Here is a 14,043-nt window from a genome sequence, read left to right as displayed (position 1 = left end):
GACCGGGAGTATACACCGGTGGGCACAGCTGTCTACTGTACTACTGATGTAGTAATTACTGGACGAGCGTCGATGTTCCGTCAGTACCGACGGCCCAGCGACGAGACACCTCTGCTACCCGTGACGTAGACCGGTTTTCGGATAGCGTACTTAAACGGCCGCACAGCTGAGAGTGAGGCCCTTGACTGTCGGGTGCCGAGTAGTGACCACGATGCAGACGATTACGTCAGCCGACGGAACCAGTATTGCGTACGAACAACACGGCGAGGGGCCACCGCTGGTGTTGCTCCATGGCTCGTCTGGGACGCGCCACTCCTGGGAGGCTGTCGTTCCCCATCTCGCCGAGTCGTTTCAGGTGATCGTGCCCGATAGACGAGGACGCGGCGCAAGCGGCGACACAGACGAGTACGAACTCGGGCGAGAGGTCACAGACCTCCGTGCCCTGCTCGGCGCTGTCGACGGTGAGGCCACTGTCTTCGGGCACTCCTTTGGCGGTCTCGTTACACTGGCGGCGACCGAGGAAATCGACATCGAGCGACTCGTGCTCTACGAGCCGGCCGTGTTGGTCGGGGAATACCGCGATGACGACCTGGCCGCGCGGATGCAAGACCACCTCGACGCGGGCGAGCGCGAGGCGGCGATGAAGCTGTTTTACAAGGAGGGCGGCGGCGTCCCTGCTCCCGAACAGCTACCGTTCTGGCCCGAGGAGGTCCCCTTCGACATCGCCGACACTGTGGTCCGAGAGAACGAGGCAGTCGAGTCCTACGAACTCCCCACAGCGCCCGATATCGACTGCCCGACGCTGCTGTTGACGGGCGAACGCGGGCCGGAGCATCTGCGGGCGGCCGTCCAGACACTCGACGACCGCATCCCACAGAGTACACTCGTCGAATTCGAGGAGGTCGGACACATGGCAATCGAGTCGGCACCCGAGGCGCTCGCCGAGGCCGTTCGGTCGTTCTGTCTCGACGCACAGGCGTGAGAAACAGGACGCGACACTACTCCGGCGGCGAGCGGTCGCGCTCGAACTCGTCGAACACGTCGAGGTCGTCGGGGAGGTCGTACTCGATGCGGCGCTGTTCGCGACGGTCGACGTTTGCCTCCTCCAGCGGGGTCGCGACAGACTCCCAGCCCGGCTTGACGGCGATGGACTCCGCGGGCGAGCCGGCCGCGATGTGGTGGGCCGGAATATCCCGCTGTGCGGCGGATTTCGCCGCCAGAATCGCGTTCTCACCGACACGCACGCCCGCCCGGACCATCGAATCGAAGGTGATGCGGGCGTCGTCTTCGAGAACTGTGTGGTAGTTGCGGACCTCTGTCTGGTCGACCACATCGTGGTCGTGGCTGTAGATGTGTGCGCTGTCGGAAACTGAGACACGGTCGCCGATTGTCAGAGTCCCGCGGTCGTCGAGGTGCACCTCGTCGTGGATGACGACGTTGTCGCCGACCGAGATGTTGTGGCCGTAGGTCATCGAGATACCCTTGAAAAACCGGCAGTTCTCGCCACACTCGGCAAAGAGATGATCGGCGAGCATCGACCGGAATTCGAGCGCGAAATCGACGTTGTCAGCCATCGGCGTGGCGTCGAACTGCCGCCAGAGCCACTGGAGGTGTTTCGAACGCTGGAACTGCTCGTCTTCGGCTTCGACTTCGGCGTAGTACTCGCTTTCCAGTGTCGCGTTACAGGGGTCGTAACTCTGGAGGCGAACGCGCTCTGCCGGCGACACGTCGCCGCCTGACTGCCATCGTTCGTAGGCTTCGCGGTCCCCGTGGAGGTCCACGAGCACGTCCTCGACCACGGCGCAGGTGTCCTCCTCGCTTGCGAGCCGACGGTCGACCTCGTCGACGAACTCCTGCAGGCTCTCTGCCATCTCCGTCGGCAGAGAGACGTGGCGTTTGGTCATACGCGCAGTTGTACTGCTGGACAGATAGTGGTTTTTATCGCGTCGGACGACTCGCTCGCGCCCACACCAACAGCATGCTCGGGAAGACGAGAACGCTGACGACAAACGAGAGGACCAACGCGACCACGACGATAAACCCGAACGACTGGAAGACGACCGACGGATGGACCAGCAGTGTCGCAAACGCCGCACTCGAGGTGAGCGCGCTGCCGAGCAACGCCCCGCCGGTGCCGGTGACTGTCGTCGAGAGCGCTTCGACTGGCTCGGCACCGTCGGCGAGTTCGTGGGCGAACCGGTCGCTGACGTGGATGTTGTAGTCGATGCCTAAGCCGATGGTGATGCTGACGAGGAAGGCCGTGATGAACGTCAACGAGAGTCCAAGCAGGGCCATGCTGGCGAAGACAGCGCCGACGACCAGCACGATTGGGACGACAGTGACGATACCGAGAGTAGCGCTTCCGCGCTCAATTCGGTAGGTCGCCGCGAGGACGAGCGCGATGCCCGCGAAGGCGAGTCCCATCGTCCAGATGATGCTGTCGGCAATCTCGCCTAGGCCGGCGTTGGCGACGGTGGCGAAGTCGACCGGCACCACGTCGTATGCGTCGGTTTCCATCTCGTCGGCGATAGCGTGCATCTCTTGGCCGCGCTCGTCGACATCGAGTCCCTGCTCGACGGGGATGACCAGCCGCATCGACTCGTACCCGCCCGCCCGCCGTTCGAGGACGACACCCGTCTGGTCGTTCGCGTCGTACAGCGCGTCGTAGACCAGACCGAGGTCACCCTCGACATCCGCGGGCGTCGTCGCCGCCATTCGCTCGGCGAACGCCGGGTTCTCCGCTGCGACCGACGAGAGCAGCCCATCGAGGCGGTCGTCGTCTGCGGCCACGCCGGCGAGCAGTGCTGCGAACGCCTCGTCGTCGACTGCGGTGTCGACCGCGAGCGAGAGCGGCGAGATGACCGACACTTCGCCGCCCTGTTCGAAGGTCATCGGGCTCTCTTTTGCGGCCTGCGTGCCCCGGTGGACGGCTTCGAGTGCGCGCGGGTCGGTCACGTCACCGCGTATCAGGAACGTCGTCCGGCGCTCGCGGTCGTCGTCGGACCGGAAGTTCGACTGCACGTACTGCTGGTTCTGTCGGAACTCGGTCTCGTGGGCGCTCCAGCCGACCGGGCCGGGCAGGTCTGTCTGCCAGTCGTCTTCGGTGACGAAACTCTGCTGGAACCCCTGTCTGTCCAACTCGTCGTAGGTGAGCAGGCCGGCCCCGCCAACGACGAGCGCGACGACGACCACGACGAGCGCACCCCGGCGAGCGAGCGTAACCCCCGACCCGAGCAGCGGCTTGAGCGACCCGCTCGTTCCCAGCGCGGTCTTGCGGCGGTCGACGCCTCTGGATTCGAGCATCGTGTCGACCCGGACTTTCAGTGCCGGGACCAGCGTCACGAAGACGAACACCGCGGCGAGCACGCCGAGCGTGATAACGATACCGAACGCTCGGATGAAGCCGACGGGGTTGGTGATGTTGGCGAGGAAGCCGACGGCCGCGGTCACGGCCACGAGCAGGAACGCGACCATCACCGAGGCGGTTGAGCGGCGCATCGCCGGCCGGACGCCGGTATCTGCGCCGTCCGCGCTCGCGGCACGTCGTTCGCGGTGGCGCATGAACACGTGTAACCCGAAGTCGATACTCAGCGCGACGATGAGAACGGGGCCGACGATACTGGCGAAGCCGGCCGGAATCCCGAGCCAGCCCAGGATACCGAAAAACCAGACCAGCGAGACACAGACGCCCGTGAACCCGAGTAACACGTCGACGAGGTCGCGGTAGGCAAACGCCAGCACGGCAACTACGAGCACCAGCGCCGGCGGCACCACGAGCAAGAATACGTCGGCAATCTGTTGTTCGCTCCAGTCGGCTTGTGCGACGGTCCCCATCGTGAAGACCGCGGGCCGGTCCGTGGCCGCCTCGTACAGGGCCGTCTGTGCCCGCTCGTCGGGTAACGGCTCCTGTTGCTGGGTCACGCTGGCGACCGCGAACGTGAACTGGGTGCGCATGCTCTCGGCGGTCGCGCTGCCGGGTTCGTAGCCCGCCGGGAGATACCGGCCGGCGACGACGGGGTCACCCAGTGTCGCCCGAATCGCCTCGCGCAACTGTGCGTCGGTTGCCTCCTCGATTGCGGCCCGCTGTTTGGCGACGGACGCGTTCGCGCCGGCGAGGTGTGTCCCGATAAGCGTCGGTGGTCCCTGAATTCGCTCGCCTCGCAACTCGCTCGCGACGGTCGCGTTGTCGAGGACCGCCTCCTGGTAGGCGAGTGTCGCGGCCAGCGACGACCGCGAGAGGGCGTTCCCCTCGGGCCGGACGTAGACGCTGGAGACCGCCGTATCTTGTCCGTCCATGTAGTGTCTGTCGAGATACTGGAGGCCGTCGCCGACCTCGGTCGCGTTGAACACGCCGTCGTCGATTGCGGTTTGGTCGGCCATGTCGAGATTCACGAGTCCTGCCCCGGCGACGCCGGTCAACAACAGCGCGACGACGATGACCAGCAGGTCGTGGTTCGCCGTCACTGCGGCGACGCGGTCGGCAAGCCACTCGAAGGGCGACGACATTGTCACCGCCCCTCCCGGATGTCGCTCTCTGCTGTGCTATCCTGTCTGGCGTCGATTCCTGTCGTACGTTCTGTCATTCCGTACGCTCATGTATTATGAGCTATAACTTGCAATTTGTACCAACATGTTGGTGACAGACTCACCGTGGCTTGCCGCCTCGAACGACAGTACGGATGTTCAGTCAGTCACTCCCCGCGACGACGCCCATGATTAGCGCTCGCTTTCGCATCAAGCTCCCCGAGGACCTCTGGGTCGCGGAGCTGTCGACGGCGTACCCGGAGACGACGTTCCGGCTGCTGTCGGGATACAAGATAGACGGCCGGGCGCTCGAACTCGGCGAGATACGTGGCGGCGACCCCGAGGCGGTCATCGCGTCGATGCGCGACCACCGGGCGATACACAGCTACGAACTGCTCGAATCGGGCCGAGAGCGTGCTCTTGGCAAGTACGAGACCTCCGACACCGGCCTCTACGAGTTCGTCGAGCGCTCCGGGTTCACCATCGAGTTCCCCGTCGACGTCGAGGTCGGGTGGTACGCGTTCGACCTGACCGGGACCAGAGAGGAACTCGACAGGCTGGAGGCGGCGCTTGAGGCGCTCCCGCGACCGTACGAACTCGATGCGCTCGTCACCACCGCCGAGACCGAATCGCTGCTGACTGACCGCCAGCGCGAACTGCTCGAAGCCGCCGTCCGCGAGGGCTATTTCGAGGTGCCACGCGGCTGTACGCTCGCGGAACTGGCAGACAGCGTCGGCGTCGACAAATCGAGCGCGAGCACGGTGCTTCGTCGAGGCGAGGCCCGACTCGTGAAGTGGTTTCTCGCGGGGCCTGGGCGATAGGGCTGGGCCAGAAAATACACAACGCCGCCGTTCTAACAGCCAGACAGAGATGTCTCGAGAGACATCTTCACGCCGGCGCGTCCTCAAGCTCGGCGGTATCGCACTCACAGTCGGCCTGGCAGGGTGTAACGCGCCGCTGTCGTCGTCTGACTCCGACGAGTCACCCACCCCCTCGCAGTCGCCCGAACCCACGCGGCGGTTGTCACGCACCGACAGCGGCTACGCCCGCGTGTATCGGAACGCCATCTCCTCTGTCGTTCTGGTAGACGCCGGCCAGGGGCAGGGAACGGGGTTTCAGTACGACAACCGGCACATCGTCACGAACGCCCACGTCGTCGGCAACGCGTCGACAGTACAACTGCGCTATCACGACGGCACCTGGAGCGAGGGAGAAGTGCGCGGCACCGACAGACACAGCGACCTCGCTGTCATCGCCGCCACAGACGTTCCAGAGCAAGCGACACCGCTGCCTCTCGCTGAAACGCCGCCCGCGGTCGGCCAAGAGGTCGTCACTATCGGCAACCCCTACAACCTCGACGGGTCGGTCTCCTCGGGGCTGGTCAGCGGCGTCGACCGGCTGATTCCGTCGCCAGCAGGCTACCGGATTCCCGACGCCATTCAGACCGACGCCGCGGTCAACCCCGGCAACAGCGGCGGCCCGCTGATGTCACTCGACGGCGCTGTTCTCGGCGTGGTCAACGCGAAGCGCGGCGACAACATCGCCTTCGGCATCTCGGCGGCGCTCGCCCGGCGCGTCGTCCCGGGACTCGTCGAGGACGGCGCGTACGACCACGCGTACTTGGGTGTCTCGCTGGCGAATGTGACACCGACGGTTGCCGAGGCGAACGGTCTCGACGAGCCACGAGGGCTGGCCGTCGTCCAGACAGTGCGTGCGAGTCCGGCCGACGACACGCTCCGGCCCGGCACCATCGAGTACATCGACGGCGCGCGAGTCCCCGTCGGTGGCGACATCCTCCTGGCGGCCGACGAACGGACCGTCCGCTCGGTCGAAGACCTCGCGAGTCATCTCGCGCTCCAGACGAAACCGGGGGAGACGCTTGCGCTGACGGTCCTCCGAGACGGGAACGAGCGGACCGTCGAGACCGAACTCGTCGCCCGGCCCGAGCGCTCCCGGTCGCCGCTGAGTTAGGTCTCGAACTCGTAGCTCCTGTTTCGCGTGCTGTCGTCCTCCTCGTTGAGGAGTCGGTCGAGTTCGCGTTCGAACTCCTCGTCGCTGATTTCGCCGTCGAGATAGCGTTCTCGGAGCTCCTGTTTGCGGTCTTCGGTCGTCGGCTCGACGCGCTCGGCGGCGTCGAACTCACGCAAGATAGGGTACTCCCGTTCGAGACGCTCGACGACGGTCACCAGCCGGTCGCTCCGGTACAGCGACGTGTTCCGGAGGACGGAGACGACCGTCCCAGCCAGCAAGACGACAGCGAGTAACCCGAAGACGACGGCGACGACGAGCCACTCGGCGGCCGCTCCGAGCATCCTCAACACGACCAGTTCCTCGCCTGTGGCAACGCCACCGGCAAGCACCGACAGCGCGTCGAGCACCCCCAGCAGGCCAGCGCCGACGACGCCGATACCACTCAGCACGAAGCCAGCGAAATACAGCCAGTGACGGGCGACCATATCGACGGTTATGCTAGACCGAAAATAAAATGTATCGAACTATTCACCCTGGCGTCGACCGGTGAAACGGTCTCCGCGGCGACACTACTAAGATGGAGTGAACACATCATCGGATAGAACGCTCTGGTGGAGTTGATGAGTCTCAGCATTCATACCGACGAGCAGGCCGCGGGCACAGAGTTCTGGAAACACGCCTTCGAGATGCTGATTGCGTCGTATCCGGAGCCGGTCTTTGTCATCGACAGCGACGGGCGCATTACCGGCTGGAACGACGCGATAGCGGAGTTAATCGGGTACAGCGCCGAGGAGGTACGGGGCGAACAGGCATACGACGTATTCGGCACCGAGGGCGAAGACGAGACGCTCGCCGAGGAGGTACTCCGGAAAGGCGAGCCGATTCGCGAGACACAGATTCGGACCGCAACAGACGCCGATGGGCACGACTTTCACTCCCGCGCGATGGCGATTCCGATTCCCGACCCCGAGGGCAACGTCGCCGCCGTCGTCGAGGTCATCGCCTCGGTGACCGAGCTCATCGAGACACAACATCAGATGCAACACATCCAGGAGGAGGTCTCACAGAACGTCGAGACCAACGTGACCGAACTCCGGGACCACGCAGACGAGACCCGCAGAGACGCCCGCGAGGCCGTCGAGCGGGCAGACGCCCAACACGAGCGCCTCGAAGAACTGCGCTCGGAGGTTTCTTCGTTCAGCGCGACCGTCGAGGAAATCGCTTCCAGTACCGACGAGGTCAGCGACCAGACCGACACGACGACCGAGTTGGTCGAGTCGACCCAGGAGTCCGCCGAGGCCGCCGAGCGCGCCATGGAGAGCGTCGCTTCTGCCATCTCGCTGGTCCAAGAGAACAGCCGCGAACTGCGCGGGCGGGCCGACGAGTTGGACGAAATCGTCGAGGTCGTCCAGGACATCGCCGACCAGACGAACATGCTTGCCCTGAACGCGAACATCGAGGCCGCCCGGGCCGGCGAGAAAGGCGAAGGGTTCGCCGTCGTCGCCGACGAGGTGAAAGGTCTCGCCGAGCAGTCCCGCGAGGAGGTCGCCGAAATCGAGACGATTGCGGCCGACATCCGCGCGGACATCGACGAGACGCTCGACAGCGTCACCGACACCCAAGACGAGGTGGGCGAGGCGATAGACGCCGTCGAGACCGTCGCCGACAACCAGGTCGAAATCACGGAGATGGTGACCCAGGTCTCAGAGGCGATGGACGAGACCTCGCGGGCAACCCAAGACCAGGCCGAGAGCGTCGAGAGCGTCGCGGCTTCCCTCGACGAGACCGCCGAGGAGATGGCCGAAATCGCCGATGAGCTGTCGAACGTCAGCGACCACAGCGACCGACAGGCCGAGTTGGTCGAGGAGATTTTCGAGTCTATCGACCGGCTCCAGGAAGATATCGAGGTCTAGCGTCAGCGTCCAGCCGCTCACACGGTGAGAAAAACCGCCAGCAGCTAGCGGTGGTCGTAGACGCGCTGGACCTTGCCGACTTCGGTCCGGGCGATTGCGCCAGGGTCGACGATTTCGAGTGAGTCTGGTGTGAACGCGAGCACCGCGTCGAGGCGTTCGGCGACGACCTCTTTGAGCTGGTCTTTGCCGCGCTGGGCGTCCTCTGCCTGCTCGACGGTCAGCTCGATAACGTCGAGGTTCTCGGGCTGGTAGAGGTCGATGCGGTAGTGGGGAGCCACGTCGTCGATTTCGAGGATGGTGTCCTCGATTTGGCTCGGGTAGAGGTTGATGCCGCGGACGATGAGCAGGTCGTCTGAGCGCCCGGTGACGTTGTCCATCCGGACCATCGTCCGGCCACACTCACACTCCTCGTAGTTCAGCGAGGTCATGTCGCCGGTCCGGTAGCGCAACACCGGCAGGGCCTCCTTGTTGAGCGTCGTGAGCACGAGCTCGCCCTCCTCGCCCGCTTCGACTGGCTCGCCGGTCGCCGGGTCGACGACCTCGGGGTAGAACTGGTCCTCCCAGACGTGGAGACCGTCCTGTGCCTCGTGGCACTCGATGGAGACGCCCGGTCCGACAATCTCGGACAGCCCGTAGAGGTCGATACCGTTCACGTCGAGCCGGCGCTCGATTTCTTCGCGCATCGGGTCCGTACAGGGCTCGGCTCCGAAGATGACTGTCGAGATGGGGAGGTCTCGCGGGTCGATGCCCTGCTCTTCGGCGTGTTCGGCGATATACAGCGAGTACGAGGGCGTACACGCCAGCGCGTCGCTTCCGAGGTCGGTCATCATTTCGAGCTGTTTCTCGGTGTCGCCGCCGCCGATAGGGAGCAGCGCCGCACCGAGGGTCTCGGCACCCTGCTGGAGACCGGCACCACCCGTGAACAGCCCGTAGCCGTAGGCGTTTTGCACGAGGTCGTCCTCGGTGACGCCTGCCGCCGAGAGCGAGCGTGCCATCGCCTCTTTCCAGACGTCGAGGTCGTCCTCGGTGTAGGCGACGATTTTGGGCTTGCCAGTGGTGCCCGAGGAGGCGTGAAGCCGACGCACCTCCGAGTGGTCGACCGCAAAGAGGCCGTCCGGATACTCGTCGCGAAAGTCCTCTTTCGTGGTCGTCGGCAGCTTCGTGATGTCTTCGACGGTTTCGATGTCGTCGGGATGGACGCCGGCCTCGTCCATCTTCTCACGATAGAGGGGCACGTTCTCGTAGGCGTTTTGCACGGTCTCTTGGAGGCGTTCGTTCTGAACCTCTCGAATTTCCGACCTGTCTGTCGCCTCTATCTCGTTGTAGGGCATGTTGTACGTCATATTCTCGCACAAACCTAAAAAACAATTGTGATAGATTGACGGTAACACACCCCGACGGCGAAGGCGTCAGGGCTCTTCGGAGGGGGTCAGTCGCGTCCCGTCGACATACAGGTCGTCTGCGGGCGGCCGCCCGTCGGCGTAGTCGTCGTGGTACTCCATCAGTTGAAACAGCGTTCCGGTTGGGTTGGCGGGTGAGAGAAACGCCTCCGTCCAGCCCGAGAACTCGGCGTAGTCGACGACATCGATATCTGCGGCTTCGAGGGCCTCGATGGCGGCGTCGATGTCTGCGACTTCGAGCGTGACGTGGTGTAGGCCCGGCCCGTACTCGTCGAGAAAGTCGGTGAGAAACGTCTCCTCGGCCTCGGGCGCGATGAGTTCGAGCCGCGAGGCGTCACGGCCGAAGTCGTACTGGGCCCAGCGAAACCGCCCCTCGACGGAGTCTTCGGTGAGTTTCCGACAGCCGAGCGCGAACAACACGGGCTCGGCGTCGCTAATCGCCTCGACTGCGATGCCTGTGTGGTCGACACGAATCGGCGTCTCCATGGCTCAGACGCTGACTCCCAGGTGGCGGTCCAGTATCGCGCGGTTCGATTCGAGTTCCTCGGAGGTCCCCTCCCAGACGATACGTCCTTGGTCGATGACGTAGTTCCGGTCTGCGAGCTCCAAGCCGACGTGGACGTTCTGCTCGACGAGTAACACCGAGATACCGCGCTCGTTGATATCCTCGACGATATCCATCACGTCCTGAACGATGTAGGGGGCCAGCCCCTCGGTCGGCTCGTCGAGCAGGATGAGGTCCGCGCCCGCCACCAGCGCCCGGGCGATGGCGAGCATCTGCTGTTCGCCTCCCGACAGCGACGAGCCGGGGTTGTCGGTTCGCTCGGCGAGGTTCTCGAACATACCGAGTGCTTCATCGACCGACACCGAGTGTGCGGCGTCGTCGGTCGCGCCCCCGAACTCGGCCAGCCGGAGATTCTCCATCACCGATAGCTCCGGGAATATCTGGCGCTCTTCGGGAACCAGCGAGATGCCGCGTTTGGCGGTCGCGGTCTGGTCCAGCCCGGAGATATCCTCGCCGCGGTAGCTGACTGTCCCTGCTGTTGGAGTGAGGATGCCGTTTATCGTCCGCAGTGTCGTCGTCTTGCCGGCACCGTTGCGCCCGACTAGCGAGACGATTTCGCCCTCTTCGACCGACAGCGAGAGGTCTCGGAGGACCTGTGTCTCGCCGTAACCGGCGTCGACCCCATCGACCGACAGGACCACCTCGCGGCCACCGTCGGGGGCGACTGTCGGACTCATTCGGTCATCCCCCCGAGGTAGGCGTCCTGTACGTCCTGGTTGTCGGCGATTTCCTCGGGCGTTCCCTCCGCGAGCACCTGTCCGTGGTTCAGTACGGTAATCATGTCGGATATCTCCATCACGAGTTCGATGTCGTGTTCGACGAGAATCAGCGTCTGCTCGACCAGCACCTCCTCGATGAGGTCGATTGTACTCTGTGTCTCCTCGGGTCCCATGCCGGCGGTCGGCTCGTCGAACAACACCAGCTCGGGCTCGGTCGCGAGGACGACCCCGATTTCGAGCCGGCGCTTGTCGCCGTAAGGTAACGCTGCGGCCTCTTCCTCGGCGATGTCGGCCAGGTCGATACGCCCGAGAATCTCGTCGGTCTCGTCGTTGATATCGTCGTACCGGCCGGTCGGCTTGAACAGCGCCTCCCGGAAGCTGTAGCTGTCACGCATCCGGGACTGGACGGCGAGTCTGACGTTTTCCCGGACGGTCAGGCCGCCGAAGATATTCGAAATCTGGAACGAGCGACCCATCCCGCGCTGGATGCGCTCTTCTGGCGGCAGGTCGGTGACGTCCTCGCCGTCGAAGTACACCGCGCCCTCCGTCGCGTCGAGTCCACCGGAGATGAGGTTGAACATCGTCGTCTTGCCGGCCCCGTTCGGGCCGATGATGCTTCGGAACTCGCCTGGCTGGACCGCGATGTCGACGCCGTCTATCGCGGCGAAGTTGCCGAACTCTTTGACCAGGCCGTCGGTCCGCAACATCGGGTCGTCTGTTGCCATCAGTCGTCACCTCCTTCCGGGTCTGCCGGCACGTTTGTCGGGTCGAACCGGGTTGGCACGCGCTGTTGTACCAACTCGGGGACCGAAACCAGTCCCCGGGGCAGGAAGACAACGAACAGCACGAACGTAGAACCGAGGAACAGCCGCCACCGCTCGGCGACGGTCGCGGAGACGCCCTCTATCGGCCCGCCGAGGCCGACGAGAGACCCGGCCCAGATGAATGGCCCAAACAGCGTCTCCTCTTGCAGGAGCGCTTCGAGTCCGAAGAAGGTAAACGCCCCCAGAATCGGTCCGAACAGCGTTCCCATTCCGCCGAGAATGACCATCACGACCACCTCGCCGGATTTGAGCCACTCGGCGGCTTCCGGCGACACGAAACTCTCGTTGAGCGCGAAGATGACGCCGGCAAGCGTCGCGAAGATACCGCTGACGACAAAGGCGCGGCGCTTGTAGACCGTCGGGTCGTAGCCGAGGAACCGAACTCGCTGTTCGTTCTCGCGGATACCCTTGAGCACGGCACCGAACGGCGACTGGAGCATCCGGCGGGTGATGAAAAACGACGCAACTACGACGCCCAGGATGATGTAGTACAACAGGAGGTCCCCGGTCAGCGTCACCGGGCCGAGGAAGATGCCGATTTCTTCGAGTTCGACACCGACCCCGCCCAGCCCCCAGTACGAGGAGAAGCCGAATAGTCCCTCGGAGCCACCAGTTAGCTGGATGTCGCGGGCGGCCTCGGCGCTACAGACGGGAGTCGTCTCACAGAAGCCGACCGCCCAGCCGTCGATTTTGGTCAGACTGGTGTGGAACAACTCGGCGAACGCGAGCGTAATCATCGCGAAGTAGACGCCGTGGACGCGAATCGAGAAGTAGCCCACAATCCAGGCGACGAGTCCGCCCACGAGCAACGCGACGCCCGCGGCGACAAACGCCGACTCGGTGAAGTTGAACAGGACTGTCCCGGAGACGTACGCGCCGATACCCCAAAACAGGGCGTGTCCGAGCGAGACGAGCCCGGTGTACCCCATAATGAAATCCAGCGCGAGCGCGAACAGCCCCCACGTGAGCATCGTCATAATCAGGCGGACACTCAGCGGTGACGGGAGCATCCCGGAGCCGAGGGGAACGAGCGCGAGCAGCCCAATCATCGCAATACCGAGTTTGAAACGGCCGCTGTCTGTCAGAAAGCCACCGCTCGACCCGGTGAGCAACTCGCCACTGTCCTCCTCGAACTCGGTCCCGAAGAGACCGCGAGGCCGGAAGATTAAGACGCCAATCATCAACACGAAGATGACCATCCCTTCGAGTTGCGGGAGCAAACCGAGCACCATATTGACCGGCGCAAGCACGTTCTCTGGAACGAGTGGGAGCTGAAGGTCCGGAACGCCCGGCCGGATAATCGATTCCTGTAACAGTCCAACGCCGAGGCCGCCGACGACAGCGCCACGGAAGCTTCCCAGGCCGCCGAGAACGACGATGACGAACGCCGAAATGATGATATCGAAGCCGATGCCGGGAACGACCTGTCCGCGGCCAGCGGTAAAGATGAGTCCCGCGACTGCGGCGAGAGCGGCACCCATCCCGAAGACCAGCGAGTAGTAGCGGTCGATGGAGATGCCGAGGTTGCGGACCATCCGCCGGTCCTGTGCGCCTGCCCGGATGATGAGTCCGTACCGGGTGTATTTCAGCAACGCCCAGACGCCGAGTGCGAGTGCGCCGCCGAACCCGATGATGAAAAACGAGTAGCGGCTGAACGTCATCCCCACCATCTCGATAGGGCCGGTGAGGTACTCGGGCCGAGCGATGCGCCGCGGGCTGGTACCCCAGATGAGCTTGATAAGATCGTTGAGAACGAGTACCAGCCCGAAGGTCAACAAGATGTGATACAGTGGGTCCCGCCCGTACAGCGGGCGGACGGTGAACCGCTCGATAGCCACGCCCATCACCCCAACCAGCAGCGGGGCAACGACGAGCGCGACATAGAAGCCGGTTCCACCGCCCAGCGGCGTGACGATTGCTGCCGCGAAATACGCCCCGAAGGCGTACAACTCGCCGTGGGCGAAGTTGATGACGTGCATCACGCCGAAGATGACCGACAGCCCCGACGCGAGCAACACGTACACCATGCCGACGGTCAACCCGTTGAGTAATTCCTGCACCGAGATGAAACTCGCCGTGCCAGCGGACAGTACATCCAACATCGACTGTATCGTGCCTGCGTACATC

12 protein-coding genes are annotated in these 14,043 nt (G+C 64.1%); 4 read left to right on the top strand and 8 right to left on the bottom strand.

The window, feature by feature from the left end; all coding sequences use genetic code 11:
• The first annotated feature begins 211 nt into the window (after positions 1-211).
• Positions 212-982 carry an alpha/beta fold hydrolase gene (locus BLR34_RS14205; RefSeq protein ID WP_092704196.1) on the top strand — a complete coding sequence of 257 codons (771 nt, stop codon included), beginning with the start codon at positions 212-214 and terminating at the stop codon, positions 980-982.
• A gap of 16 nt (positions 983-998) precedes the next feature.
• Here the strand turns inward: BLR34_RS14205 and BLR34_RS14200 are convergent, their stop codons facing one another.
• Together BLR34_RS14200 and BLR34_RS14195 are read right to left on the bottom strand one after the other, a co-directional pair.
• Positions 999-1,904 carry an acyltransferase gene (locus BLR34_RS14200; RefSeq protein ID WP_092704194.1) on the bottom strand — a complete coding sequence of 302 codons (906 nt, stop codon included), beginning with the start codon at positions 1,902-1,904 and terminating at the stop codon, positions 999-1,001.
• A gap of 34 nt (positions 1,905-1,938) precedes the next feature.
• Positions 1,939-4,506 carry an efflux RND transporter permease subunit gene (locus BLR34_RS14195; protein ID WP_092704192.1) on the bottom strand — a complete coding sequence of 856 codons (2,568 nt, stop codon included), beginning with the start codon at positions 4,504-4,506 and terminating at the stop codon, positions 1,939-1,941.
• 173 nt (positions 4,507-4,679) lie between these two features.
• Here BLR34_RS14195 and BLR34_RS14190 point away from each other — a divergent pair, with 173 nt between their 5' ends.
• On the top strand, positions 4,680-5,345 hold the full coding sequence (locus BLR34_RS14190; RefSeq protein ID WP_218120899.1) for a helix-turn-helix domain-containing protein: 666 nt from the start codon (positions 4,680-4,682) through the stop codon (positions 5,343-5,345).
• A 49-nt stretch (positions 5,346-5,394) separates the two neighbouring features.
• Entirely contained in the window at positions 5,395-6,495 is a 1,101-nt protein-coding gene (locus tag BLR34_RS14185) for a S1C family serine protease (RefSeq protein ID WP_092704190.1), read from the top strand.
• On the opposite strand, the gene BLR34_RS14180 is transcribed toward BLR34_RS14185, so the two are convergent.
• On the bottom strand, positions 6,492-6,980 hold the full coding sequence (locus BLR34_RS14180; RefSeq protein WP_092704188.1) for an SHOCT domain-containing protein: 489 nt from the start codon (positions 6,978-6,980) through the stop codon (positions 6,492-6,494). The genes BLR34_RS14185 and BLR34_RS14180 overlap by 4 nt on opposite strands.
• Positions 6,981-7,115: 135 nt before the next feature.
• Between BLR34_RS14180 and BLR34_RS14175 the strand changes: the two genes are divergently transcribed.
• A complete protein-coding gene (locus BLR34_RS14175) occupies positions 7,116-8,408 on the top strand; it encodes a methyl-accepting chemotaxis protein (RefSeq protein ID WP_092704186.1) in 1,293 nt (430 codons plus the stop codon).
• 44 nt (positions 8,409-8,452) lie between these two features.
• On the opposite strand, the gene paaK is transcribed toward BLR34_RS14175, so the two are convergent.
• The 5 genes from paaK to BLR34_RS14150 all read right to left on the bottom strand — a co-directional run bounded on the left by paaK (position 8,453) and on the right by BLR34_RS14150 (position 14,018).
• Positions 8,453-9,739 (bottom strand): phenylacetate--CoA ligase PaaK, encoded by a 1,287-nt coding sequence (paaK, locus tag BLR34_RS14170; RefSeq protein ID WP_092704234.1) that lies wholly within the window; start codon positions 9,737-9,739, stop codon positions 8,453-8,455.
• A gap of 78 nt (positions 9,740-9,817) precedes the next feature.
• Positions 9,818-10,294 carry a VOC family protein gene (locus BLR34_RS14165; RefSeq protein WP_092704184.1) on the bottom strand — a complete coding sequence of 159 codons (477 nt, stop codon included), beginning with the start codon at positions 10,292-10,294 and terminating at the stop codon, positions 9,818-9,820.
• 3 nt (positions 10,295-10,297) lie between these two features.
• Positions 10,298-11,050, bottom strand: coding sequence for an ABC transporter ATP-binding protein (locus BLR34_RS14160; protein ID WP_092704182.1), 753 nt, complete (start codon positions 11,048-11,050; stop codon positions 10,298-10,300).
• Positions 11,047-11,817 carry an ABC transporter ATP-binding protein gene (locus tag BLR34_RS14155; protein WP_092704180.1) on the bottom strand — a complete coding sequence of 257 codons (771 nt, stop codon included), beginning with the start codon at positions 11,815-11,817 and terminating at the stop codon, positions 11,047-11,049. The genes BLR34_RS14160 and BLR34_RS14155 overlap by 4 nt, the downstream gene beginning before the upstream one ends.
• Positions 11,817-14,018 (bottom strand): ABC transporter permease, encoded by a 2,202-nt coding sequence (locus BLR34_RS14150; protein ID WP_092704232.1) that lies wholly within the window; start codon positions 14,016-14,018, stop codon positions 11,817-11,819. The genes BLR34_RS14155 and BLR34_RS14150 overlap by 1 nt, the downstream gene beginning before the upstream one ends.
• Between the last annotated feature and the right edge of the window lie 25 nt (positions 14,019-14,043).

It is taken from the genome of Halovenus aranensis (assembly GCF_900100385.1).
In the GTDB taxonomy this organism is placed as follows: domain Archaea; phylum Halobacteriota; class Halobacteria; order Halobacteriales; family Haloarculaceae; genus Halovenus; species Halovenus aranensis.
The sequence above is the reverse complement of the archived record's forward strand: the minus strand, read 5'-3'. Positions and strand labels throughout refer to the sequence as shown.